The sequence below is a fragment of the Gaetbulibacter sp. M235 genome (assembly GCF_043876835.1).
Taxonomy (GTDB): domain Bacteria; phylum Bacteroidota; class Bacteroidia; order Flavobacteriales; family Flavobacteriaceae; genus Yeosuana.
In genome coordinates, this window is the sequence record NZ_JBAWJZ010000004.1 from 311,293 (window position 1) to 335,421 (window position 24,129).

A 24,129-nucleotide genomic window follows, 5' to 3' on the forward strand; every position below is an offset into this window, starting at 1 on the left:
TGCTAAAGTATTGAGACTAACTTTCTTATTAGTTTATTTTGACTAGCAGCAAAATGAATATAATCTTTTATACTTTTCGATTTTAATTTTTTAAAAGATTCTACACCAATTTCTTTTTTTTCAAAATAACCTGCTAAAAACAATAATTCTTTATAGTAATCATTATTAAATTTTTCATTAATACTAGAATCATAATTGTACTTTTTATTAAAAAAGTCAAACAAATTTTTCATTTGATTTTTTAAAAAAAAATGACTTTCAAAACTTTTTTTATGAGAATAAGAATAATCATGAACTCTATATATATGCAATGATTCATTTATAGTTGTGAAATTTGTATTCATTGCTAAATCTACAAGAATAGGGTAATCTTCAATAGTAAGATTCATATTTAAGTAGGTGTCAAAATCAACAAATTCATTTAGATGTTTTTTTCTAAAACAAATGCCAATTGGTGTTAATTTTCCTAGAAACAGTTGTTTTTTGTATTCTTCTCTGTTAGCTTGAATGACCTCTTTATTTTTAAAAGGTTTTATAATTTTATTTTTTTCATATAGAAAATCAACACCGCTATCAACAAAACCAAGGCTAGCATCGCTTTTTAAAACATCTACCATTTTTTGTAAAGAATTTTCTTTTTTTAGCAGATCATCGCCTGCAATATCGAAAATGAATTCACCTTGACATCTTTCAAGGGTCGCTTTAAAGTTTCCTAAAATCCCAAGCTTTTGTTTGTTTTTTTCAACTTTGAAAAGATGTGGAAACATTGATTGATAGGTGTTAACAATTTTTAACGTATCATCTGTAGAACAGTCATCTCCAACTACAATTTCATAATTAAAATCAACTTTTTGTTTGAGAATGGATTGTAGAGTATCCTCAATATACTTTTCGTTATTGTATGTAATTAGATGAACCGATAAGTCTATCATATTGAAGAGATAAAAACTATTTAAATTTACTTAATATTATTAAAATTTAATTGAAATAAAGGTAAAATAGAAAAATTAATCACTTATTTTTGGTAAGTGCCATGTTGAAAAAAAATGATAAATAAAAAGATTGCTTTAGTAGGATTTAGATTAAATACAGGTGGCAGTGAAAGAGTCATGGCAAATTTATCTAATTTTTTTCATGATGAAGGGCTTGAAGTGCACATTATTATATTTCATGATGATTTGGGATATAACTTTTCTGGAACTATATTTAATCTTGGGAAATATAAAAGCCAATCCAATACTATTTTTAATAAAATTAAACGTTTTTATTATTTAAATAATTATATAAAAAAACATCAATTTGATTTTATTATAGATTTTCGCTTTAGGATAAATATAATACAAGAATTGCTAATTAATAAATGGATATATAAAGCAAAAACCATTTATACAGTGCATAGTTCACAATTATATTATTATATGCCTAATTATACACCGTTAACAAAATTAATTTATGGATTAAGCTATAGTATAGTTTCTATTACAAAGGAAATGCAAAGAATGATAGAAGAAAAGCATGGTTTAAAAAATGTGATAACAATTTATAATCCAATAAATATAAAGCAAATTGAAAAGGAGGCAAATGAATATTTAAATATGGGTTTTGAATATATCATAAGTGTAGGGCATTTCAATACTAACCAGAAACAGTTTGATAAACTTATCTTAGCCTATTCAAAATCTATTTTACCAAGAAAAAATATTAAACTTGTATTGTTAGGAGATGGTGATAAGAAAAGTGAATTAATTAAAATTGCACAGTTCAATAATATTGATAACATGATTTGTTTTCTAGGCTTTAAAACGAATCCATTTAAATACATCAAACAATCAAAATTTTATGTAATGACTAGTTTGCATGAAGGATTGCCAATGGTTCTTTTGGAGTCTTTAGCTTCTGGCACACCAGTTATTTCATTTGATTGTCCGACAGGACCAAGCGAAATTATTCAACATAAAATAAATGGTCTCCTAATTGAAAATCAAAATTTTGAAGCTTTTATTAAAGCTATGAATGAGATGTTAATAGATAAAGATTTATATTCAATATGCAAAAAGAATGCTAAAGAAAGTGCAAAAAAATTTTCTTTAGAAACCATTGGGATGCAATGGTTGGAATTAATGAAATACAATTAATTTTTTGAAGCAACTATTATATATAACAACTAATTTACAAGGGTCAGGTGGTGTAGCTAGGATACTTTCTGTTAAATTAAATTATCTCATTGAGAAGTATCATTACAAGATAGCTGTAATTAATTCTAATCAAGATAATGATGATTTTTTCTTTGATTTTGATTCAAGAATAATTTTTTATGCTGTTAAGTCTAAATCAATATCAACCTATAAAACGCAAATTAGATCATGCATAAAAAAAGTTAATCCAGATATTATTATTAATTGTGATAATGGCTTAAAGGGTTCTTTGATACCTTATCTAATAAAGAATAAGATTCCTCTAATTTATGAAAGACATTGTAGTAGAAACATTAGCGTTGCAACAATATTGGAGAAGGTCAAAATGATTATATCTAATTTGTTTTTGAGAATAAATAGTGATTCCTATAATTATTTTGTCATTTTAAATGAAGAGGAGAAAAATGATTGGAACATTAAAAATATTAAGGTATTGCCAAACCCATTGTGGTTTAGTCCGCAAAAACCAGGAAATGTTGGAAATACTAAAATTGCTGTTGCTGTTGGACGTCATTCCTGTGAAAAAAGATATGATAAATTAATAAATATATGGCAATTAGTAATAAAACAACATCCAGATTGGATTCTTAAAATTTATGGAGCCAAGGATGAAAATCTATCATTAGAAAAAATAGTTTTAGACAAAAAATTAGAAAGCAATATTAAATTTTACAATCCTGTAAAGGATATATCTAAAATATTTTCTGAAGCATCAATGCTTTTATCAACATCTGAGTCAGAATCTTTTGGTTTGGTTTTAATAGAAGCAATGGCCTTTGGTAAACCTGTCGTGGCTTTTGATGGAACTTCAGGAACAAAAACCATTATTGAAAATGGGAAAAATGGGTTTCTTGTGAAAGAAAATGATATTGATGCTTTTGTAGAAAAAGTAAATCTACTTATTGGAGATGTGAAATTGAGAGGTTTAATGGGGGAGAATGCCAAGAAAGGTATTGAAACATATGATTTAAATAAAATAATGAAACGTTGGGATACTTTGTTTAAATCTCTTAATTAGGTATTTTTAAAGTACAGAGATACCCTATTTTATATATTTTAAATAAAACTAAAGATGGATTTTTAGATAATAGTTGACTCCTTAGAATCTGTTTTATTATTTCAAATAAAAAGGCTACAAATCCCCTTAGTTTTAAAACTTCAATGATATTAAAAAGTAATAGAATCCTTACAAATTTATGAGAAATTTTATGAGTGTTGTATAAGAGAAAAATATTTTCTAATGCTGTTTCAGTTTTTTTTAAAAAGAACTCATTAGTGTCGATATCTCCATGCATTACAGCATTGTCTATGTGATCTACTTTCAAATTTAATAAGCTTGCTTTGTACGCAAATAAAGTGTCATCATGGCCGTATTTATTTGTGATTGGGTCGAACTTAATGAGATTGAAAGCTTTTTTTTTAATAAGGGTGTTGTTAAACATTAAACAAATATACTTTTTCTTAGATCGGACATTCGCTATTTTGTCTTCTATGAACTTGCCGTATTTCCAACGTAACCTTTTATTTGTATCTGTAACAGAATTTGGATGAATTCTTCCTCCATATATAACATCTATGTTTTCAGATATTGACTTTATATATTTTTGAATATAGTTTGCATCAATAACAATAGAATCACCATCTAAAAACAATAAGTTTTTATATTTTGATTTTGACACTAAACGATTTCTGTTACTGCTAAAACCTAAATTTTTTTCATTGGACAAAAATGTACAATTTTTCAATAAATTGATTTTTTCATTTTCTATGTTAAAGCTAGATTTTGAGGCATCATCATAAACTAATATTTCAAATAAAACATTGCAATTTAATGCTTGCTCATGAAGTTCCTTAACTAGAGGATAAGCATTATAATTATAGACAGGAATTAGAATTGATAGCATAATTAATTTCGTCTCTGCACTACCTCAAAAACCTGGTTTTCATCACACTTAAGTGTTTTGCTTGGGTATTTTAAAAGCAAAGCATAATCGTGTGTTGCCATTAAAATAGTGTTTCCGTTTTTGTTAATGTCCTGTAAAACTTCCATGACTTCAACACTTGTTTGTGGATCAAGATTTCCGGTAGGTTCATCAGCCAAAATAAGTTCTGGGTTGTTAAGTAAAGCTCTTGCAATAGCAACGCGTTGCTGTTCGCCTCCAGAAAGTTCATGGGGATATTTAAATCCTTTAGTTTTCATGCCTACTTTATTTAAAACTTCCTCAACTCTGGTATTCATCTCTATTTTATCTTTCCAGCCAGTGGCTTTTAAAACAAACAATAAATTGTCGTTGATGGTTCTATCTGTAAGGAGTTTGAAATCTTGAAAAACAATGCCTAATTTTCTCCTTAAAAAAGGTATATCTTTATCTTTTAGGTCTTTTAAATTATGCCCTACAATATGCCCTTCACCTTCAGTTAAAATTAAATCGCCGTAGAGTATTTTCATGAAACTACTTTTTCCTGAGCCTGTTTTTCCTATCAAATAAACAAATTCACCTTTATTGATTTCAACGTTCACATTAGAAAGGACAAGATTGTCGCCTTGAGAAATAGAAGCGTCTTTTAACTGTAAAATAGGATTGGACATAAAATTCAAAAAATATTTAAGAACTGTAAAGGTATTACTAAAATATCAAAAGTCAAAGGTTATCAATAAAGGAGTAAAAGTTAAGCTTTAACAAAGTTAAATTTTCCAAAAATTTAATTTTAATAACTCGGTTTATAATTATAGCACGATTGTTGCGTTATAAGATTTAGATTAAATTATCTTTGATTTTTAAATTAAACCTTATTTTTTAATGACTCTGAAAAAACTAGTTTTCTTTTGGATTGCCATAAGTTTTAGCTTCCACTTAAGAGCCCAACAATCTGCAGCTTACACCAACGATTTAGTAGATTATCAAAAGGCATTATCCCTATACAATAATCAACAATATTTAGCATCACAATCTTTGTTTGGCGCTATTCAAAAAACAGTAAAAGAAGAAGTTTTACAATCTGATTGTGCTTATTATATTGCCAATTGTGCTGTGAGATTGAATCAGCAAAATGCCGACAAATTGGTTGAAGATTTTGTGAAGAAATATCCAACAAGCACAAAGCGTAACACTGCTTTTGTAGATGTAGCCGATTATTACTTTGAAAACTCAAAATACGCTTATGCCAGAAAATGGTATGATAAAGTAAATGAAGATGCTCTATCCAGGAAAGAAACTGAAAAATTCAATTTTAATAATGGCTATTCGGCTTTTGCATCAAAGCAATATAAAGACGCGAAGAAATATTTAAGTAAAGTTGAAAATTCAAAAGAATATGGTTCGCAAGCCAAATATTATATTGGTTTTATGGCTTATGAAGGCGATGATTATAACAAAGCAAATGAATATTTTGACCAAGTAAGCAATCAAGAGAAATACAAAGAAAAATTATCTTACTATCAAGCCGATTTAAATTTCAAATTAGGAAATTTTGAAAAAGCTATCGAATTGGCAAAGGATAGACTTGCAACAAGTGATGATGCTGAAGTCTCCGAACTTTCAAAAATTATAGGTGAAAGCTATTTTAATTTAGAAAAATATGCCGAAGCTATTCCTTATTTAAACGCCTATAAAGGTAAAAATGGAAAATGGAATAACACAGATTTTTATCAATTGGGTTATGCCCATTACAAACAAAAAGATTATGAAAACGCCATTTCAGAATTCAATAAAATAATTGGAGGAAATGATGCAACGGCTCAAAATGCCTATTATCATTTAGGTGAAAGCTACATTAATCTTAACAAAAAGCAGGAAGCTTTAAATGCTTTTAGAAATGCATCCCAAATGAGTTACGATTTAAAAATTCAAGAAGATGCCTGGTTAAATTATGCTAAGATTAGTTATGAAATAGGAAACCCATATCAATCGGCACCTCAAGTTTTAGCCAGTTATTTAGAAAAATATCCAAAGTCAAGTTATAAGGAAGAGCTTGAAACCCTTTTAATTGATTCATACATTACTTCAAAAAATTATAAAGAAGCCTTAAAATTACTAGAAGGTAAAAAAAGTTTTGAAAATAAAGTAGCTTATCAAAAAGTAGCCTTTTACAGAGGAATTGAACTCTATAATGAAAATCAATTTCTGGAAGCAGGTACACTTTTTAGTCAATCTTTAAAAGAGCCAAGAGATGATAAATACATTGCAAGAGCAACTTTTTGGAAAGCAGAAACGGACTATAATCTAACCAATTATGAAGATGCTTTGATTGGTTTCAAACAGTTTGAGCAACAAGCTGTTTCAAAATCAACTCCAGAGTTTGAAAATATAGATTACAATTTGGGTTATACCTATTTCAAACTTAAAAATTATGAGCCAGCTACTCGTTATTTCAATCAGTTTGCTTCAAATAAGAAAGATGATAAAGTAAGATTGAACGATGCTTATTTGCGTTTAGGTGATGCTTATTTTGTAAGTAGTGATTACAACAATGCTATTAAAGCTTACAATAATGCTATTAAACTAAGTGAAGTAGATTCTGATTATGCTTTTTTCCAAAAAGCAATAAGTGCTGGTTATATTGGGCAAGCTTCCAAAAAAATCTCTGAATTAGAACAGTTTATTTCAGATTATCCAAAGTCAAAATTGCGTGATGATGCCATGTATGAATTAGGTAATTCATATGTGAAAGCAAATGAAACTGAGAAAGCGATGCAAATGTACAATCGCTTGAATGCTGAATATAAAATGAGTTCGTTTGTGCCAAAATCATTATTACGTCAAGGATTAGTGTATTATAATTCAAGTAAAAACGATTTAGCTTTAACTAAGTTTAAAAAAGTTGCTTCAGATTATCCAAACACACCAGAAGCAGTTCAAGCCGTTTCTACAGCACGATTAATATACATAGATATGGGTCGCGTTGACGAGTATGCGTCTTGGGTAAGAACACTTGATTATGTAGAAGTGTCTGATTCTGATTTGGATAATGCCACTTATGAAGCTGCTGAAAAACAATATTTAGATAATAATACCGATAAAGCAATTGCTCAATTTAATGGTTATATCAATAAATTTTCAAATGGATTACACGCATTGCAAGCTCATTTTTATATAGCTCAATTGTATTATAAAAAAGATTTAGCTTCTAATGCAGCACCTCATTATAAATATGTAGTTGATGCATCACAAAATGAATTTACAGAAGAAGCTTTATTGCATTTATCACAGTTTTATTTGGAATCAAAAAATTATAACCAAGCAATGCCATTATTACATAGATTAGAAGAAGAAGCTAATTTTCCACAGAATGTTGTGTTTGCACAATCTAATTTAATGAAAGCCAATTATCAATTAGAAAAGTATAAAGAAGCAGTTTCATACGCAGAAAAGGTATTGTCCAACTCTAAAATAGACAATAAAATTGAAGCAGATGCTCATATCATTATTGCGCGTTCAGCTATGAAAACAGGTGACGAAGCTAAAGCAAAAACCAATTATGCCAAGGTTGAAACTGTTGCAACAGGTGAAACCGCTGCTGAAGCTTTGTATTTTAATGCATATTTTAAAAATAAAGAAAGTAAGTATGAAGCCTCAAATACTACAATTCAAAAATTGGCTAAAGATTTTTCAGGATATAAATATTACAGTGCCAAAGGATTGGTCTTAATGGCTAAGAATTTTTATGCGCTTAATGATGCGTATCAGGCAACCTATATTTTAGAAAGTGTTATTGAAAACTTTAAAGAATTTGATGACCTTGTTGCTGAGGCTAAAGCAGAATTAACTATTATAAAATCTGAAGAAGCTAAAACCAATTCATCGATTAAAACCGAAGATTAATAAATCATCAATCATAGTTTAAAAATCAAAAAAAGAACATATGCGAAAGCACATAAATAAAATCATAATAGCAGTTATTGCATTAAGTACTTCTATAGTATTTTCTCAGGAAAAAGATACCATTAGTACAGGTGTTATTAATGTAGTAAAACCCTATACGCCTACAATTGCAGATGCTTTTAAAGTAAAAGAAACTCCATCAATTGATGATGAAGAAACGGCAACAAAAAAGGAAATAAAATATAATATTTTCTCTTTTCCGGTAGCTTCAACTTTTACACCAGCTAAGGGAAAAGCAGCTGTTGTTGACAAAGCGAAACCAGTTAAATTATATGACAACTATGCTACTTTAGGTGTTGGAACATATACAACGATTTTAGGTGAAGTCTATTTAAATCATGCCATTAGCAGAACAGAAAGTGTAGGGGGTTATGTAAGCCATCATTCTTCTCAAGGTGGGATTGAAGATTTACTATTGGATGATAATTTTTCAGACTCAAAAATTAATGTAAACTATGCAACTAGATTAAGGGATTTATCTTGGAATGTTGAGGCTGGTTTTCAACAACAAAGATATAATTGGTACGGTTTGCCTCAGTCTATGGTCGATGATGCAGAAGCAAACAATGTAAAAGGAGGTCACTCATTTTTCGGAGTACATTTTGGTAGTGATGTCACTTTTGAAAACACATATATCAATTCTGGAAGTTTCTTGTTTAGACGTTTTGGCGATAATCAAGGTTCGGGAGAAAACAGATTTGTTGTAAAGTCAGCCATTGATATACCAATTGACAGGGAAGAGATTTCAACAGATATTGTGTTTGATTATTTAGGTGGTTCTTTTGATAGAAGTTATTATTTAGACGAAGAGTTAAAATATGGTAATTTTCAAATAGGAGTTTCACCAACTTATGAATTAAAACAAGACGATTTAACTGTTAATTTAGGAATTTCTGCCTTTTATATGAAGGATACTGAAGCTAGTGAAAGTAAATTTTATATCTATCCAAATATCACAGCGTCTTACAGATTGGTAAACGATATCTTAATTGCTTACGGTGGAATACAAGGTGGCTTGATTCAAAATTCATATTATGATTTCGCTTCAGATAATTCGTTTGTATCACCAACATTATATATCATGCCAACCGATCAGTTGTATAATGCATCAATTGGATTAAAGGGAAAAGTGTCAAGTAACATGAGTTATAATATCAGCGGGCATTATTTAGCAGATAGAAATAAAGCACTTTTTATAAATAATGATATTACGGCAACTTCTCAAAACTACTCTTACGGAAACTCCTTTGGAATTGTGTATGATGATGTTGATACCTTTAGTCTTGCCGGAGAAATAAATGTGGATGTTAATAGAAATTTCAAGTTAGGAATTAAAGCAGAGTACTTTAGTTATTCTACAGATGGTCAGGCAGAAGCTTGGAATTTACCAGATGTAAAAGGTTCTTTGTTTTTAGATTATCAAATAAATCAACAATGGTTTGCAGGTGCTAATTTATTTTATGTAGGTGAGAGAAAAGACCAATTCTTTTTAAATGATGGTTCAACAACTACACCATTTACAGTTGTTTTAGATAGTTATTTTGATGCCAATGTTCATTTGGGCTATCATGTGAATGAGCAACTTTCGGTATTTGCAAAAGCAAATAATTTAGCTAACGATGCTTATCAACGTTGGCAAAACTTCCCTGTGCAAAGCATTCAGTTTTTAGCTGGAGCCACTTATAAGTTTGATTTTTAATCTCCTTATTTTTAAAAAATTATGTGAAGCGTTCTTTTTAGAACGCTTTTTGTATTTTTACTAGATTCAGTAAAATCACCAACATGAAAAAAATTATTTTATGGCTATTACTAATTTCAATTGTGTCTTGTCAAAAGAAAATTCAAGTAGATTCAATTGTAATAAATGCTAAGGTTTATACCGTTAATTCAAATTTTGATGAAGCTGAAGCATTTGCAATCAAAGACGGGAAATTTGTTGAGGTTGGTTCTTCTGAAAATATTCAAAAAAAATATACTTCAGAAGAAATTATTGATGCAAATGGCAAAACCATTGTTCCAGGTTTTATTGATGCTCATTGTCATTTTTTAGCTTTAGGGTTTAATTCTCAACAAGTAGATTTAGTTGGAACCACAAGTTTTGATGAGGTTGTTAATAGAGTGGTGGATTTTTCAAATGCAAATCATTCAAAATATATAATGGGAAGAGGTTGGGATCAAAATGATTGGGAAAACAAAGAATTTCCAGATAATAAATTGCTCAATAAATTATTCCCAGAAACACCAATTGTTTTAACACGTATTGATGGTCATGCCGTTTTGTGCAACCAAGCCGCTCTAAATTTGGGAAATGTAACCAAAGAAAGTAAAATTGATGGAGGAGAAATAGTAGTTAAAGAAGGGGAATTAACAGGTGTTTTAATTGATAATGCAGAAAGTTTGGTAATGAATTTTTGGCCTAAACCAACTCGAGAAGACACTATAAATGCCTTAATAAAAGCGCAAGACATTTGTTTTGAAAATGGTTTGACTACTGTGAATGATGCTGGATTGGACAGAAGTGCTATTGAAATCATTGATAGTTTGCAACAATCTGGAGCTTTAAAAATTAGAGTATATGCTATGGCTTCTGGCACACCCGAAAATGTAGATTACTATTTGGATAAAGGGATTGTTAAAACCGAAAAACTAGATGTTAGGTCGTTTAAATTTTATGCCGATGGAGCTTTGGGGTCAAGAGGTGCTTTGCTTCGTGCCCCTTATAGTGATAAACCAAATCATTTTGGACTGTTGTTAACCGATTTAGAAACTTTTAGTGACTATGCTAAACGAATTGCTAATTCAGAATTTCAAATGAATACGCATGCCATTGGTGATTCTGCAAATCATGCTGTTTTAAATATTTATAAAAGTGTGTTGGATGGAAAAAAAGGCAGACGTTGGAAAATTGAACATGCTCAAGTTATTTCGCCAGAGGATTTCGATTTATTTGATGACATCATTCCATCGGTGCAACCAACCCATGCAACCAGCGATATGTATTGGGCAGAAGACAGATTAGGTCATGACCGTATTAAAGGTGCTTATGCGTATAAAGATTTATTGAAAGCTTATGGAAAAGTAGCTTTAGGAACCGATTTTCCAGTTGAATATGTGAGTCCGTTTTATACGTTTTATGCAGCGGTTGCTAGACAAGATTTAAAACAATATCCAGAAAGTGGTTTTCAAATGGAAAATGCTTTAACGAGAGAAGAAACTTTAAAAGGGATGACTATTTGGGGTGCTTTTTCAAATTTTGAAGAAAATGAAAAAGGAAGTATTGAAGCAGGTAAGTTTGCAGATTTTATAATTCTGGACGAAAATATTGTGGAAGCACCAATTAAAGATATTCCAAACATAAAGGCAATTAATACGTTTGTTGATGGTAAGTCTGTAACGAATTAATAGATTCTGGCCAAATAATCAAAATGGTCACCTTCTAAAACAAGGTCACATTTTAAATTAACTGTTTCACAAGCCAGTTTTAAAGTTTCAAAATCTAAATATAACCATTTCATAGGTTCTTCTTTAATGCCTTTATAGCTTAAAAAATAGTCAAGCTCACCGTAATAGTTTGAATGTGTATCTATCCAAAAGCCACCATCTTCGTCTTCGTACATATATTTTATGTCAGAAGAATCTATTAAGATTTGGCCGTTAGGTTTTAATAACGATTTTAGATGTTTTAAATATTTTGAAACTTGTGACAATTCCTGAAAAATTCCGGTGCCATTCATGAGCAATAAAATAGTATCAAAAGTATCGGTTTCATCTAAAACTGATTTTTCTTCAACATGTTTTAAACCTCTTAGTTTACAGACTTCAATAGCGCCTTTTGAAATATCAATGGCTTTTACATTAAACCCTTTTTCCTGAAGACATAAACTATGGCTTCCGGCACCACAACCAACATCCAAAATCATTCCTTTGGCAAGTTTTAAGGCTTTTTGTTCTAGTTTAGGCATGTCTTTAAAATTCCTGAAAAGATAGGAGATAGGTAAAATATCATCGTCTGATATATTAGTTGAGGTTATAATATCTTCAGAAAATTGATTATTTTGATAATCTAATAAGGCTTGCCCGAATAAATCTTTCATTTAAAACAGTATTTTTGTACCATGCAAGACTTTATAAAAAATCTTCCAAAGCTCGCCAAAGATAAGCATAACGAAAGCAAAAAATTCTTTGATAAGCTAAAAAAGAAACCACCAAAGAATTTGGATTATGTGATGCTGGAGTTGCATGAACAAGAGTTTAAGCGTACCGACTGTTTGCAATGCGCAAATTGTTGCAAAACAACAGGACCGTTATTTACTGATAAAGATATTGAACGTATTTCAAAGCATTTCAGACTAAAACCGCAACAGTTTATTAGTCAGTATTTACGTATTGATGAAGATAACGATTACGTTTTGCAAAGTGTGCCTTGTACTTTTTTGGGAGCAGATAATTATTGTTCGATATATGAAGTTAGACCCAAAGCCTGTAGTGAGTTTCCGCATACCGATAGAAAGAAGTTTCAGCAAATCTCAAATCTTACATTAAAGAATGTGGCCATTTGTCCGGCAGCATATAATATTGTTGAGGAAATGAAAAAATTGATCAAGTAAATATACGTTTGGTTTTTTTGTTATATTTAAAAAACTAAACTGATTAAAATGCAAGATTTTTTAAACCACTTTGAAACCATTCCTTCTTCTCACAGGAGTTTAATTTTAGTTGGTGGCTTGACTTTTTTTTGGTTGTTAGAAAGTTCGGTACCATTATTTAAATTCAAATATAAAAAGTGGCAACACGCTATTCCTAATTTATTTTTTACTGTAACAACTATTATTATAAATTTTGTTTTGGCCTTTTTATTGTTGAAATCGGCCGATTGGGTGATGCTCAACGATTTTGGTATCCTTAATTGGTTGCCAAAAATACCGCTTTGGCTCTATATAATTTTAGGAGTTTTATTTATGGATTTTTTTGGTGCCTATTTACCACATTTTGTTGAGCATAAAATAAAGCCGTTATGGATGGTTCATTTAGTACATCATACCGATCATTATGTAGATACTACGACTGCTAACAGGCATCATCCTATTGAAAGCGTAATTAGATTTGTGTTTACACTTTTCGGGGTTTTTATTATTGGAGCTCCAATGGGAATCGTTATGCTTTACCAGTCTTTATCTTTAGTTGCTACACAATTTACTCATGCTAATATAAAATTACCTAAAAGCATAGATAAGACTTTAAGTTACGTTTTGGTATCTCCAGACATGCATAAAGTGCATCACCATTATGTGTTGCCTTATACCGATTCCAATTATGGTAATATTTTTTCTATTTGGGACAGATTGCTTGGAACCTATATGCATTTAGATAGAGAAAAACTGGTTTTTGGCGTAGATGTTTTTCCAGATGAGATTGAAAATGGACAAATTAATAACTTATTGAAACAACCTTTTCAAAAATATAAAAAGCCAACTATTATTAATCAATAAAGAAAGATTCTAGTTGATTTCCGAATTCTACCATATTTACCCCTGTTAAATTGGTTAAAACAGTTATAACCAATTCTTCTTCTGGATAAATTAATAATATTGTAGAAGCGCCAACGCCACCACCAGTATGATAATATTTAGGTGTTCCTTTTTGCGAATGCCCAACAGAGAATCCAATGCCGTAACCAGTTTTGTTTCCAGATTTTAAGCGTTGAGAAGTAATTATTTCAGATAATGCTTCTTTTGATATGATTTTTGGAAAAATAATTTCATTCCCAAATTTTACAATATCTTCTGAAGTTGATAAGAATCCGCCACTTGCAACTTTATATTCGTTTGAAACCGGTTTAGCAATAACAGGTTTCTTTAATGAGGTACTTTTATAAAACTCAGTTTTATTTGTTACTTTGATATCTGAATTATCTGTTGATGAATGAGTCATCTCAAGAGGTATAAAAATAGAGTCATTTACAAATTTGCTAAATGGAATACCGGAAGCTGTTTCCATAATTTCACTTAATAATGCATATCCCATTGAACTGTAATGGTATTGCGTGCCAGGTTCAAATAACAAATCATCATCTTTAAAAAGTGATAACCCTTCACTAATAGTCATTTTTATATTGAGCGCATATTCGTCAATATCCTTATAATGCCTAATGCCTGCAAGGTTACCACCAAGTTGGCGCACATTAAAATCATATGCTTTTTTGGGATAATTTGGTAAATAGTCATAAATACTTTTATTAATATCTATCAAGTTATCATCCATCAATTTTGCTAAAGCCACACCTGTAATGGATTTAGAAATACTGGCAATTCTGAATATTGTTTTCTTGGGTTTTACTCTAACTTTAGGTTTTAAGTTGGCATGTCCAAACCCTTTAGACCAAATAAGTTTTCCATGTTTTGAAACAGAAATTGACATACCGGGAATATGATTTGCCTTTAAAAACTCTTTCGCTAATTTTTTAGCATTTTTTGGTTTTGTATGTTGAGGGTTATCGGTTGTTTGGCTAAATCCAACAGAACTTAATGTTAGCATTATAAATGCAATAATCTTTTTCATTAATTTAATGATCACTTTTTAATTGTAAATTAAATAGTTTGCTCTGGTTTTTTTAAAAGCTTCAATACCTTCCTTCCAGGTTGCTTTTATGTCAGTTTCAGATAATCCAGCTTCAATTTGTTGTTGCAATTTTGAGGTGCCTGCATGTTTAGTGAAATTTTTTTGATTGAAAACTAACGATTTGTCATTTGCATTTTCATAAGCTTTAATTACCCATTTCACCGAAACAGATTTGATATGAGGTTCTTTGCTTAAATCTTCTCCGTAACAAAGTTTGTCTTTGTGTTTTGGATCTTTAGCTCCAGGACTTTCAATAGGTGTATAAGAAAAATTAAGTACATCCTTATTAAGAAACGGTGCACCATATCTTTGAAACTGAAATTCTGTACCACGACCAGCATTAATATTAGTGCCTTCAAATAATCCCATACTTGGATATAAATTTATTGCTTGGTCGTTTGGAAGGTTTGGTGATGGTTTAATAGGCAGACTATATTCAGTTTGATGCGTGTAATTTTTAACGGGGATTATTTTTAAATCACATTGAATACCATTTTTCAACCATTTTTCACCATTAATCATTTGTGCATATTCAGCAATGGTCATGCCATGAACCAAAGGAATTGGATGCATACCTAAAAAACTTTTATTTTCAACCTCTAAAGTCGGTCCGTCAACATATTGCCCGTTTGGGTTTGGTCTATCCAAAACCAATAACGGGATTTTAGCTTCAGCACAAGCTTCCATTACGTAATGCAATGAAGAAATATAAGTGTAAAAACGAACGCCAACATCTTGAATGTCAAAAATCATGACATCTATATTTTTAAGTTGCTCTGGTTTAGGTTTTCTGTTATCGCCATGAAGTGATAAAATCGGGATACCGGTTTTAGCATCAACACTATCATTTACATGTTCTCCAGCATCTGCTATTCCTCTAAAACCATGTTCTGGAGCAAATACAGTCTTAATATCCACTTTTAAAGCCAATAATGAATCAACAAGATGTGTGTATTCATTTTTTGATTTAAAAATAACACTCGTTTGGTTGGCAACAATACCAACTCTTTTACCTTTTAAAAAAGGTAAATAAGCATCAGTTTGATTAGCTCCTACAATAGGAACGGGATTTTGATTACAACTAACTTCTTTTTTAGTTTCAATTTTGGCAAAGTTTCCATAAGGAATCATCGCTAAAACAAAGAATAAAACTGTATTTTTGAAAATATTAAATATCATATTAAATTGAATTACGAGTATTTTATAGCTAAACGTATTATTGGTAGCAAAGCGTATAAAAGTAGCATTTCGGCACCAATAATAAAAATTGGTATTTCGGCTATTGCTATAGGTATTGTAGTTATGATGATTGCTATTGCAACTGGTATTGGTTTGCAGCAAAAAATACGTGATAAAGTGGTTGCATTTAATGGACATGTTATTATTTCAAATTTTGATAGTAATAATTCTCAAGAAAGCATTTTCCCAATTTCAACCAAACAAGATTTCTATCCTGAATTTAAATCGGTTAGTGGTATTAAACATATTCAAGCAATCACTACAAGATTTGGAGTTATACGAACTGAAACAGATTTTGAAGGCGTGGTTTTAAAAGGTGTTGGTGCAGATTACAGTTGGGATTATTTTAAAGATTTTTTAGTAGAAGGACGTTTGCCAGATTATACAAAAAAAAGAAACGAAGAAGTTTTAATGTCTCAATACATTGCCAACAGATTAAAATTTAAAGTAGGCGACACGTTTCAAATGATATTTGCCAAAGATGACCCTGATAAATTGCCAAATATTATTACTTATAACATTGTTGGAATTTATAATTCGGGCTTTCAGGATTTTGATGCAACTTACGTTATTGGAGACATTCGTCATTTACAGCGTATCAATAATTGGGAAGATGACCAAGTAGGAAGCTTTGAAGTATTTATTAACGATTACAACGAGTTGCAACAAAAAGGTGTTGAAATTTATAAAAACACGCCTTCAACTTTAAATACTCAAACGATTAGTGAAAAGTATTTTTCAATTTTTGAATGGATAAAAATATTCGACAAAAACATTTATGCCATTATAGCTATTATGATTCTGGTTGCAGGCATCAATATGATAACTGCCTTATTGGTTTTAATTCTTGAGCGCACACAAATGATTGGGATTTTAAAAGCCCTGGGAAGTAATAACTGGAGTATTCGAAAACTATTTTTATATAACGCATCTTATTTAATCCTTTTAGGATTGTTCTGGGGAAATCTTATAGGTTTAGGTTTACTGTTTGCTCAAAAGTATTTTAAATTATTTCCGTTAGACCCAAGCATTTATTACGTAAGTGAAGCACCCGTTTATATTAATTTTGGTTATATAATCACATTAAATATATGTACGCTCATACTTTGTTTAATCATGCTTTTGGTGCCATCATATATTATCACAAAAATATCACCAGTAAAAGCCATCAGATTTGAATAGTTTTGGGCGTTCCCATGCTTTTCAGCATGGTCGTGCTTTATTCTTTGTTTTATATTTTAAATTATGGAACTCATGAATATAAATATTTCGCCAGTCGCTTTTTTCAAAGAGCTCTAACAATGGTTCTATCACTAACGCAACTTATCATACTTTTAACAGTTTACAATTTCCTTTTTGTTATTTTTGAAAACAACAACTAACTCATGGATTACAAAAAAAACATACTAGAAACTATAGGCAACACACCAATGGTAAAGATTAATAGACTTACCAAAGATTTACCTTGCTTGGTTTTGGCAAAATATGAAACTTTTAACCCAGGCAACTCTACAAAAGATAGAATGGCTTTAAAAATGATTGAAGATGCTGAAAAAGCAGGTCTTTTAAAACCAGGCGGAATAATCATAGAAGGAACCTCAGGTAATACTGGTATGGGCTTGGCATTGGTTGCGATTATAAAAGGATATAAGTGCATTTTTGTTATAGGAGATAAACAGTCTAAAGAAAAAATGGATGTACTTCGTGCCATGGGAGCACAAGTCATAGTATGCCCAAATAATGTTGATTCAACAGATCCTAGGTCTTATTATTCTGTGTCTAAAAGATTGGCTGAAGAAAATCCAAATTCATGGTATGTTAATCAGTACGATAATCCAAGTAATTCATTGGCGCATTATGAATCTACTGGTCCAGAAATTTGGAAACAAACAGATGGTAAAATCACGCATTTTGTTGTTGGAGTGGGTACAGGTGGAACCATTTCTGGTGTGGGTAAATATTTAAAGGAACAGAATCCTAATATTAAAGTTTGGGGAATTGACACCTATGGTTCTGTATTTAAAAAATATCATGAAACAGGTATTTTTGATGAGAACGAAATTTATCCATATGTTACAGAAGGAATAGGTGAAGATATTCTTCCTAAAAACGTAGATTTCTCTGTGATTGATGGTTTTACTAAGGTAACCGATAAAGATGCTGCTATTTATACGCAACGGTTGGCTAAAGAAGAAGCCATGTTTTTAGGAAATTCAGCTGGGGCTGCTATTAAAGGAGTCCTTCAGTTACAAGAACATTTCACGAAAGATGATGTTGTTGTGGTATTATTCCATGACCACGGAAGTCGTTATGTTGCCAAAATGTTTAATGACGACTGGATGCGAAAAATGGGGTACTTGGATTGATTTTTTTAACGATTGTATAAGAATAGTGTGTTTTTGTTTTCTTTTATTTTCCTTCGGAAAATCAAAAGCTAGTAAACGAGCAACTAACATTGGTTTAGCTAAATCTAGCAATTTTTTATATACGGCTTGTTGTAGGTAGTGTTTTTATTCCGATTTTTCATATTCTGAATAATTATCCACAGTCGTTTTTCCGTTTATAACTAAAGTGTTCATTATATCAGCATAATTGGCTGTTTGGTTGTCAAAATCTTTTTCGAAAGTCAAGAACAGAATATTGTACAGATATTTACCACTTACAAAACTTGAGTTAATTCCTTTAAATTTATTTTCCCCTTTTGATGTCGAAATGAAATGTCTTAAAGGTTTTATGTTGTTGTAAAGAACTAAATCAATTTCTGACACCTCGCAACCACAGGTTTCTTGGTAATAAGTCTCATATTGTCCGTCCAAAAGATTTCCTTTTTCAAATCCGTGTTCGGTTATTTTGGATATCAATAAAGTATATTGAAATTCATTCCCAGATGTTTTTACAAATACATCAATTTCCGCATTTGGTTGATTCCGATTAGAGTATTTTAAGTCCGAGTCCGATAAAAAAACATAATCTTGATTGTCATCCACGAAGAATTTTTTTTCAGTCTGCGAAAAGGATACATTTGAAACAAGTCCAAATAGCATTATTAATCTAGATAGTTTATTCATTTACGATTTAGTTTACATTACCTACAATGCTCCGATATGATTTGTTTTAATTGATTATATCGGACGTTAAACGAAGTTAGTTAAAAATTCTTACAAAGTTATCTTAACTATTTTCAATATCACTTATATGATGCTCTAATGCTTTTACCGAAATTTGAATTTCTTTAATTAATAAAGCCAAAGAAATAATTAATAAAATTAGTGCCAAACCAAAAACCCAAACTGCTATGGTTTGTTGTTGTATATAAATCAAAAACATGGTAAGAACGCAAAGCAATAAACTGGTTATACCAAATATTTGCATAGATCTGGTAAGATACAAACGTTGTTTTATGTTTTTAATTTGGTCAATATATACTTGTTCTTTTTTTTGAAGGTATTTATCATGTAAACCTCTTATAACCGAAGCATAGGCCAAAAACCTATTGGTATATGCTAGCATGATTAACGAAATTGCCGAAAATAATAATGCAGGCGTAGTAAGGGTTAATTGTTCCATGGGCTTAAAGTGTTAATAGTTTTTCTCCAAAGGCATGCACTCTATCCCATTTGGTATATTCTATTTCGGCATCTCTGTTGGTTGGTCCATGTGTCATCCACATAATGAGCTGAATCATTATTCTATCAAAAAAAGTGTATTTTTTATAATCTATTTTTCCAGCAAATACTTCAACATAGGTTGGTTTCCAGGTAATGGTTTTAAAAAATTTCACCACATAGGGATTCGTGTCTGGTGCACTTTTTTCTGGTTTGCGCGCCACTAAATTGACCGAAAAGAAAATAGAAGTTTTAGCTTCCAATTCTTCTTTATGAGTATTTATAAATTCAATAATTTTTTTGTTGTGAACTCCATAACGTATGCTAGCTCCAATAACTATTTTGTCGTAAGGACTGATGTTTCCATCAAAATCATCAATAGAAAATAAATCAACCGATTGGTTGTGTTCATTTAATTGTTTTGTAAGGGCATTACAAATTTTTAGGGTTTGTCCATCTACAGATGAATATATAATAAGAAGGTTTGCTTGCATGGTTTTTAATAATAGATAAAGTTACACATTTATTGACTTTAAAGCAAAAATGCAGAACCACTATTATTAAACTTTTAAACCTTTGATTTTTATGATATTTTACATGATGTTTTTTTATTTCAAATCAATTACATAGCCAACAGAAATGCTAAAAAAGCTATTTGATTTTAGTTTGGGTTCGGTTTCAACTCGTGAAGGGAGGTTAATGTTATAGCCTAATTCAAAATCCCAAGATTTTGTTGACAACGTTAGCGGTATATTTATTTGAGTGTTTAACAAATCAAAAATATCATTATATATATACTCAACAGTAGTAACATCACCTTGTACATTCAATTGCTCCAATGCCGTGGTCTGTTGTGCAACGATAAAATTAATTTGTGGTCTGAATTTTAGGTTGAAATCTCGTTCTTTTGCAATGGTAAGACTGGCATAACTATGTGAAACAATTTGAAAGGATTGATCGGTTCCAAATAAATAAGAAGTTGCCAGTTTTGTACCAAGGGTTCTTTTTTTGTTTCTAACCCCAAAACTTAAATCTAAAGAGTTTGTAAAGGTGTCCCAACCGTTGGAATAAAAATACCTAGTGTAGCCAACATTATAATGAAAAAGTTTATCTTTTCCAATGGTGTTATAATAACCCAGATAAACATTGGTAAAGTCCCAATTAGGACTAAAGGTTTCATAATAAATGCCTGAAACACTCACATTAAATCCAGAAGAACTATAATAGGATATTTGCGGAACTACATTAAACTGGTCAATTCCAGAATCGCGACCGGTAAAAAATGTATTGCTGTTAAATGATACGCTGGTATAAATAAAATTATAGGTATTAAAAGAATCTAAAATATCATTGATAAATTGCTCGTCATTAAAAAAGAGTTCGTCTAGAAGGGCATCTATTTCATCTTCTTTGGGGTCTTGGGCATATAAATTAACAGAGGTTGCCACTGTAAACAGCAGCAACCAAAATGTTAATAAGTGTTTATTAAATAACGAATGGGTTTTCATTGTTTAGAGATTTTAGTTACCTCCGTTACCATTTCTATTTCCACTGCCAGTTCGAGTTCCATCATTGTTTCTGGTTTTGTCTCCATTACCGCCAAAACCTTCACTGTTTTTCATTTCACCTTGACCAGATTGTTGTCTAGTTTGTTGCATACGTTCTTGTAGCATTTGTCTTTGTTCTTGGGTTAATGTTTGTCTGAATTGTTCTCTTAATTGGCGTAATTGCCCTTCTTGACTTTGTACCATTTGATTTTGGGCATCAGTAAATGTTTCTCTCAAACGTAATCTTATTTGTTCTTTTGTTTGAGTTTTGTCTTGTAAAATTGCTAACTGTTCATCAGTTAAGGACGCTTTAAGTTGTTCTCTGTTTTGTAACATTAACTGACGTTGGGTTTGCAACATTTCTTTTTGCTTAAGGGTTAATTGTTTCATAATTGGTGTATAATTATCGTCTTGGGCAAAAAGTACACTACTAGTAGATAATAGCATGATAAAACTAAAGAGTGCAATAACTGTTTTTAAATGTGTTGTTTTCATAATGTATGAATTTAAATTATTTATGTGTGTTTTATTACTTAGAACTTAAAATTTGAAAATAGTTTGGAATTTTATAAAATTATATTTTCAATCAAGCTTTTGTCTAGGTAATTGTTTATTAATGAGTCTTCTATTAAAACAGAATCCATGAAAATGTTTTCTAATTGTTGTTCAGATAATTCGGCTTCAATTACAACATTTTTAACAATATAATGATCTAAGTAGTTTTCCATATTGGAGTCTTCTACCATAAGTGATGATATTAAAAAATCACTGTCAAGCAAATCTTGGTTTATTAACTTAAAATCTTCTGTATTTGTGATTTGATGTTTAATTTCTTCATCATCATTACTCATCCAAAATGTTATTGAAATGGCAATAATAATAGTTGCCGCAATAGGATATGCAATAATTGGTCTTAACCAGAAAACAGTTTGTTTTGATTTTTTAGGTTTAATAACCATATTAAGAATATCCTTTTTTGATTTTGCAAAGTAATCATCAGGAATGTCCATTCCCAATTTGTCTTTGTGCAATTTTGTGATATCTTCTTTATGTAATTTCGATTTTTTCATGTTGTTGTTTGCTGTGATTTTGTTAGACCTTAGTTCTTTTAAATAGTTTGTTCAGCATTCGGTTAATATTTTGTCTTCTATGGTTTTTACCGCACTGTAATAGGCTGACTTTAGGGTATTCTCACTAATGTTTAAAATATTTGATATTTCACGAAAACTCAAATCATCAAAGTATTTCATTTGAAAGACCCGTTGCTGTTTTTTTGGTAGTTTTAAAATGAGATTGTTTAATTTTAATTGTAGCTCATTACCATTAAAAAACTCATCTTGTGTTAAGTTTTTAGTATAAGTATTGTTGTGTTCTATTGAAACAGATGTTTTTGTTTTTTCTAAAAATCTAATGGATTCATTATAGGCAATTCTATACATCCAGGTATGTAAGGCGCTTTTCTCTTCAAATTTGTCAATTCCTTTAAATATTCTGATAAAGGTCTCTTGTAATACATCGTTGGCATTGTCATGGGTAATAACTATTTTACGTATATGCCAGTACAACCGTTCTTGATATAAATCAAGCAAGTCCGAGAAGGCTTCGTTTTTAAGCTTCGGGTTTTTAAGCCTTTCTATAAGTTTGGTATCTTGGTTCAAAACACAAAGATTTTACTATTTAGACCTTACTTTTCGCAAATAGTTTGTTTTAAATTACAAAAAAAATATTTATTTAAATTGCATGGGTTTTTATTAGTTTAGTGGTATGCAAGAAGATTTTTTACATTATATATGGCGATATAAAAAGTTTGAGTTGTCAAATTTAAAAACGACAGAGAATGAAACTATCTCTATTGTTTCTTTTGGCAGTTATAATCAAAATTCTGGACCTGATTTTTTTAATGCGCAAATTAAATTAGGCAATCAACTTTGGGCTGGTAATGTAGAAATTCACGTAAAATCGTCTGATTGGTTTTTGCATAATCATGAAATGGATTCAAATTATGATAATGTGATTCTTCATGTTGTTTGGGAGCATGATACCAATGTGTTTAGAAAAGATAATTCTGGTATTCCAACTTTAGAGTTGAAGGATTATGTTTTTAAAGATGCATTGAACAATTATGAAAAGCTTTTTTTAAAATCAGAAAAATGGATTAATTGCGAACTTGATTTTTCAAAGGTTGATGATTTTACTGTAAATAATTGGTTGGAGCGTTTGTACTTTGAGCGCCTTGAAAGGAAATCAGAAAATATAAAGCAACTTTTGGTCGATTCTAAAAACGATTGGGAATCGGTTCTATTTAAAATGTTGGCTAAAAATTTTGGTTTAAAAGTTAATGGTGAAGCTTTTTTGAGTGTTGCTAATTCTTTTGATTTTTCAATAGTTAGAAAATTGCAATCTAATCAAATGGCATTAGAATCCTTATTTTTCGGGCAATCAGGATTATTGGAAGACGACATACAAGATGCTTACTATTTGAAATTAGCAAGAGAGTTTGAATTTTTAAAGCAAAAATTCAAAATATCAAACCAGAATGTATTACCTATTCAGTTTTTTAGATTAAGGCCACCAAATTTTCCAACCATTAGACTGTCTCAATTGGCAAGTTTGTATAACAAAAACCAGAATCTGTTTTCAAAAATCATCGATCTAAAAAGCATTAAAGAATTTTATAATCTTTTTTCGGTAGAAACTTCATTGTTTTGGGAGTCACATTACACATTCAATAAAGTGTCTAAATCTTCAAAAAAGCAGATTTCTAAATCATTTATAGATTTGTTGTTGATTAACACAATTATACCAATTAAGTTTAGTTATGCGCTTCATTTAGGAAAAGAAATAGATGATGAAATTCTAAAATTGGTTCAGGAAATTGCTTCAGAAAAAAACAGTATCATAGAAAAATTCGAGTCTTTAAAACCAATTTCCACTTCAGCTTTACAATCTCAGGCTTTAATTCAGCTTAAAAATGAATATTGTAATAAAAACAAATGTTTACAATGCGCTATTGGTAGTGCAATATTAAAGGGAAATTGTTAAT

General features: G+C 30.3%; 23 protein-coding genes. 10 read left to right on the forward strand and 13 right to left on the reverse strand.

Translation table 11 applies throughout. The annotated features are described in order from the left end of the window. Positions 1 to 2 precede the first annotated feature (2 nt). Positions 3 to 932: a glycosyltransferase family 2 protein gene (locus tag V8G69_RS09015; RefSeq protein WP_394881499.1), complete on the reverse strand. Its 930-nt coding sequence runs from the start codon at positions 930 to 932 to the stop codon at positions 3 to 5. A 114-nt stretch (positions 933 to 1,046) separates the two neighbouring features. On the opposite strand from V8G69_RS09015, the gene V8G69_RS09020 reads away from it, so the two are divergent. Continuing rightward, the gene (locus V8G69_RS09020) at positions 1,047 to 2,135 is read left to right on the forward strand and encodes a glycosyltransferase (protein ID WP_394881500.1); all 1,089 of its coding nucleotides are present in this window, start codon (positions 1,047 to 1,049) and stop codon (positions 2,133 to 2,135) included. 4 nt (positions 2,136 to 2,139) lie between these two features. Next, positions 2,140 to 3,213 carry a glycosyltransferase gene (locus tag V8G69_RS09025; protein ID WP_394881501.1) on the forward strand — a complete coding sequence of 358 codons (1,074 nt, stop codon included), beginning with the start codon at positions 2,140 to 2,142 and terminating at the stop codon, positions 3,211 to 3,213. Here V8G69_RS09025 and V8G69_RS09030 read toward each other — a convergent pair. Then, on the reverse strand, positions 3,206 to 4,099 hold the full coding sequence (locus V8G69_RS09030; protein WP_394881502.1) for a glycosyltransferase family 2 protein: 894 nt from the start codon (positions 4,097 to 4,099) through the stop codon (positions 3,206 to 3,208). The two genes, V8G69_RS09025 and V8G69_RS09030, sit on opposite strands and share 8 nt — an antisense overlap. Before the next feature lie 2 nt (positions 4,100 to 4,101). Further along, positions 4,102 to 4,785: a cell division ATP-binding protein FtsE gene (locus V8G69_RS09035; RefSeq protein ID WP_394881503.1), complete on the reverse strand. Its 684-nt coding sequence runs from the start codon at positions 4,783 to 4,785 to the stop codon at positions 4,102 to 4,104. Between the two features lie 211 nt (positions 4,786 to 4,996). Between V8G69_RS09035 and V8G69_RS09040 the strand changes: the two genes are divergently transcribed. From V8G69_RS09040 to V8G69_RS09050, 3 genes are all read left to right on the forward strand, one after another. Beyond that, complete coding sequence (locus tag V8G69_RS09040; protein WP_394881504.1) at positions 4,997 to 8,017, forward strand: tetratricopeptide repeat protein; 3,021 nt, start codon at positions 4,997 to 4,999, stop codon at positions 8,015 to 8,017. Between the two features lie 40 nt (positions 8,018 to 8,057). Beyond that, positions 8,058 to 9,776 (forward strand): TonB-dependent receptor, encoded by a 1,719-nt coding sequence (locus tag V8G69_RS09045; protein ID WP_394881505.1) that lies wholly within the window; start codon positions 8,058 to 8,060, stop codon positions 9,774 to 9,776. Positions 9,777 to 9,859: 83 nt separating this feature from the next. Next, positions 9,860 to 11,479, forward strand: a complete 1,620-nt coding sequence (locus V8G69_RS09050) for an amidohydrolase (protein WP_394881506.1) — start codon at positions 9,860 to 9,862, stop codon at positions 11,477 to 11,479. Here the strand turns inward: V8G69_RS09050 and V8G69_RS09055 are convergent. Further along, positions 11,476 to 12,171 carry a class I SAM-dependent methyltransferase gene (locus tag V8G69_RS09055; protein ID WP_394881507.1) on the reverse strand — a complete coding sequence of 232 codons (696 nt, stop codon included), beginning with the start codon at positions 12,169 to 12,171 and terminating at the stop codon, positions 11,476 to 11,478. The genes V8G69_RS09050 and V8G69_RS09055 overlap by 4 nt on opposite strands. Positions 12,172 to 12,192: 21 nt before the next feature. Here V8G69_RS09055 and V8G69_RS09060 point away from each other — a divergent pair, with 21 nt between their 5' ends. Both V8G69_RS09060 and V8G69_RS09065 read left to right on the forward strand, forming a co-directional pair. Beyond that, positions 12,193 to 12,684, forward strand: a complete 492-nt coding sequence (locus V8G69_RS09060) for a YkgJ family cysteine cluster protein (protein ID WP_394881508.1) — start codon at positions 12,193 to 12,195, stop codon at positions 12,682 to 12,684. 48 nt (positions 12,685 to 12,732) lie between these two features. Beyond that, positions 12,733 to 13,566 carry a sterol desaturase family protein gene (locus V8G69_RS09065; RefSeq protein WP_394881509.1) on the forward strand — a complete coding sequence of 278 codons (834 nt, stop codon included), beginning with the start codon at positions 12,733 to 12,735 and terminating at the stop codon, positions 13,564 to 13,566. Here the strand turns inward: V8G69_RS09065 and V8G69_RS09070 are convergent. Then, complete coding sequence (locus tag V8G69_RS09070) at positions 13,556 to 14,635, reverse strand: serine hydrolase domain-containing protein (RefSeq protein WP_394881510.1); 1,080 nt, start codon at positions 14,633 to 14,635, stop codon at positions 13,556 to 13,558. The two genes, V8G69_RS09065 and V8G69_RS09070, sit on opposite strands and share 11 nt — an antisense overlap. Positions 14,636 to 14,653: 18 nt before the next feature. Further along, positions 14,654 to 15,874, reverse strand: coding sequence for an exo-beta-N-acetylmuramidase NamZ domain-containing protein (locus tag V8G69_RS09075; protein WP_394881511.1), 1,221 nt, complete (start codon positions 15,872 to 15,874; stop codon positions 14,654 to 14,656). A 6-nt stretch (positions 15,875 to 15,880) separates the two neighbouring features. On the opposite strand from V8G69_RS09075, the gene V8G69_RS09080 reads away from it, so the two are divergent. Continuing rightward, on the forward strand, positions 15,881 to 17,116 hold the full coding sequence (locus V8G69_RS09080; RefSeq protein ID WP_394881512.1) for an ABC transporter permease: 1,236 nt from the start codon (positions 15,881 to 15,883) through the stop codon (positions 17,114 to 17,116). A 203-nt stretch (positions 17,117 to 17,319) separates the two neighbouring features. After that, on the forward strand, positions 17,320 to 18,300 hold the full coding sequence (locus tag V8G69_RS09085; protein ID WP_394881513.1) for a PLP-dependent cysteine synthase family protein: 981 nt from the start codon (positions 17,320 to 17,322) through the stop codon (positions 18,298 to 18,300). Between the two features lie 144 nt (positions 18,301 to 18,444). Here V8G69_RS09085 and V8G69_RS09090 read toward each other — a convergent pair whose 3' ends face one another. From V8G69_RS09090 to V8G69_RS09120, 7 genes are all read right to left on the reverse strand, one after another. After that, complete coding sequence (locus V8G69_RS09090; RefSeq protein WP_394881514.1) at positions 18,445 to 19,002, reverse strand: hypothetical protein; 558 nt, start codon at positions 19,000 to 19,002, stop codon at positions 18,445 to 18,447. 103 nt (positions 19,003 to 19,105) lie between these two features. Continuing rightward, the gene (locus V8G69_RS09095) at positions 19,106 to 19,501 is read right to left on the reverse strand and encodes a DUF2721 domain-containing protein (RefSeq protein WP_394881515.1); all 396 of its coding nucleotides are present in this window, start codon (positions 19,499 to 19,501) and stop codon (positions 19,106 to 19,108) included. A gap of 4 nt (positions 19,502 to 19,505) precedes the next feature. Next, positions 19,506 to 20,033, reverse strand: a complete 528-nt coding sequence (gene hemG / locus V8G69_RS09100; protein WP_394881516.1) for a menaquinone-dependent protoporphyrinogen IX dehydrogenase — start codon at positions 20,031 to 20,033, stop codon at positions 19,506 to 19,508. A gap of 114 nt (positions 20,034 to 20,147) precedes the next feature. After that, on the reverse strand, positions 20,148 to 21,047 hold the full coding sequence (locus V8G69_RS09105) for a hypothetical protein (protein ID WP_394881517.1): 900 nt from the start codon (positions 21,045 to 21,047) through the stop codon (positions 20,148 to 20,150). 12 nt (positions 21,048 to 21,059) lie between these two features. Next, entirely contained in the window at positions 21,060 to 21,581 is a 522-nt protein-coding gene (locus tag V8G69_RS09110; RefSeq protein WP_394881518.1) for a hypothetical protein, read from the reverse strand. Between the two features lie 71 nt (positions 21,582 to 21,652). Then, the gene (locus tag V8G69_RS09115; RefSeq protein WP_394881519.1) at positions 21,653 to 22,156 is read right to left on the reverse strand and encodes a hypothetical protein; all 504 of its coding nucleotides are present in this window, start codon (positions 22,154 to 22,156) and stop codon (positions 21,653 to 21,655) included. 51 nt (positions 22,157 to 22,207) lie between these two features. After that, complete coding sequence (locus V8G69_RS09120) at positions 22,208 to 22,744, reverse strand: RNA polymerase sigma factor (RefSeq protein WP_394881520.1); 537 nt, start codon at positions 22,742 to 22,744, stop codon at positions 22,208 to 22,210. 106 nt (positions 22,745 to 22,850) lie between these two features. On the opposite strand from V8G69_RS09120, the gene V8G69_RS09125 reads away from it, so the two are divergent. Continuing rightward, entirely contained in the window at positions 22,851 to 24,128 is a 1,278-nt protein-coding gene (locus V8G69_RS09125) for a DUF2851 family protein (protein WP_394881521.1), read from the forward strand. Position 24,129 lies beyond the last annotated feature (1 nt).

Coding starts and splice junctions, on each gene's coding strand:
- V8G69_RS09055 (WP_394881507.1), bottom strand. CDS start 12,171: ATGAAAGATTTATTCGGGCAAGCCTTATTAGATTATCAAAATAATCAA.
- V8G69_RS09095 (WP_394881515.1), bottom strand. CDS start 19,501: ATGGAACAATTAACCCTTACTACGCCTGCATTATTATTTTCGGCAATT.
- V8G69_RS09015 (WP_394881499.1), bottom strand. CDS start 932: ATGATAGACTTATCGGTTCATCTAATTACATACAATAACGAAAAGTAT.
- V8G69_RS09125 (WP_394881521.1), top strand. CDS start 22,851: ATGCAAGAAGATTTTTTACATTATATATGGCGATATAAAAAGTTTGAG.
- V8G69_RS09070 (WP_394881510.1), bottom strand. CDS start 14,635: ATGAAAAAGATTATTGCATTTATAATGCTAACATTAAGTTCTGTTGGA.
- V8G69_RS09045 (WP_394881505.1), top strand. CDS start 8,058: ATGCGAAAGCACATAAATAAAATCATAATAGCAGTTATTGCATTAAGT.
- V8G69_RS09115 (WP_394881519.1), bottom strand. CDS start 22,156: ATGAAAAAATCGAAATTACATAAAGAAGATATCACAAAATTGCACAAA.
- V8G69_RS09035 (WP_394881503.1), bottom strand. CDS start 4,785: ATGTCCAATCCTATTTTACAGTTAAAAGACGCTTCTATTTCTCAAGGC.
- V8G69_RS09065 (WP_394881509.1), top strand. CDS start 12,733: ATGCAAGATTTTTTAAACCACTTTGAAACCATTCCTTCTTCTCACAGG.
- V8G69_RS09040 (WP_394881504.1), top strand. CDS start 4,997: ATGACTCTGAAAAAACTAGTTTTCTTTTGGATTGCCATAAGTTTTAGC.
- V8G69_RS09085 (WP_394881513.1), top strand. CDS start 17,320: ATGGATTACAAAAAAAACATACTAGAAACTATAGGCAACACACCAATG.
- hemG (WP_394881516.1), bottom strand. CDS start 20,033: ATGCAAGCAAACCTTCTTATTATATATTCATCTGTAGATGGACAAACC.
- V8G69_RS09075 (WP_394881511.1), bottom strand. CDS start 15,874: ATGATATTTAATATTTTCAAAAATACAGTTTTATTCTTTGTTTTAGCG.
- V8G69_RS09020 (WP_394881500.1), top strand. CDS start 1,047: ATGATAAATAAAAAGATTGCTTTAGTAGGATTTAGATTAAATACAGGT.
- V8G69_RS09050 (WP_394881506.1), top strand. CDS start 9,860: ATGAAAAAAATTATTTTATGGCTATTACTAATTTCAATTGTGTCTTGT.
- V8G69_RS09030 (WP_394881502.1), bottom strand. CDS start 4,099: ATGCTATCAATTCTAATTCCTGTCTATAATTATAATGCTTATCCTCTA.
- V8G69_RS09105 (WP_394881517.1), bottom strand. CDS start 21,047: ATGAAAACCCATTCGTTATTTAATAAACACTTATTAACATTTTGGTTG.
- V8G69_RS09060 (WP_394881508.1), top strand. CDS start 12,193: ATGCAAGACTTTATAAAAAATCTTCCAAAGCTCGCCAAAGATAAGCAT.
- V8G69_RS09110 (WP_394881518.1), bottom strand. CDS start 21,581: ATGAAAACAACACATTTAAAAACAGTTATTGCACTCTTTAGTTTTATC.
- V8G69_RS09090 (WP_394881514.1), bottom strand. CDS start 19,002: ATGAATAAACTATCTAGATTAATAATGCTATTTGGACTTGTTTCAAAT.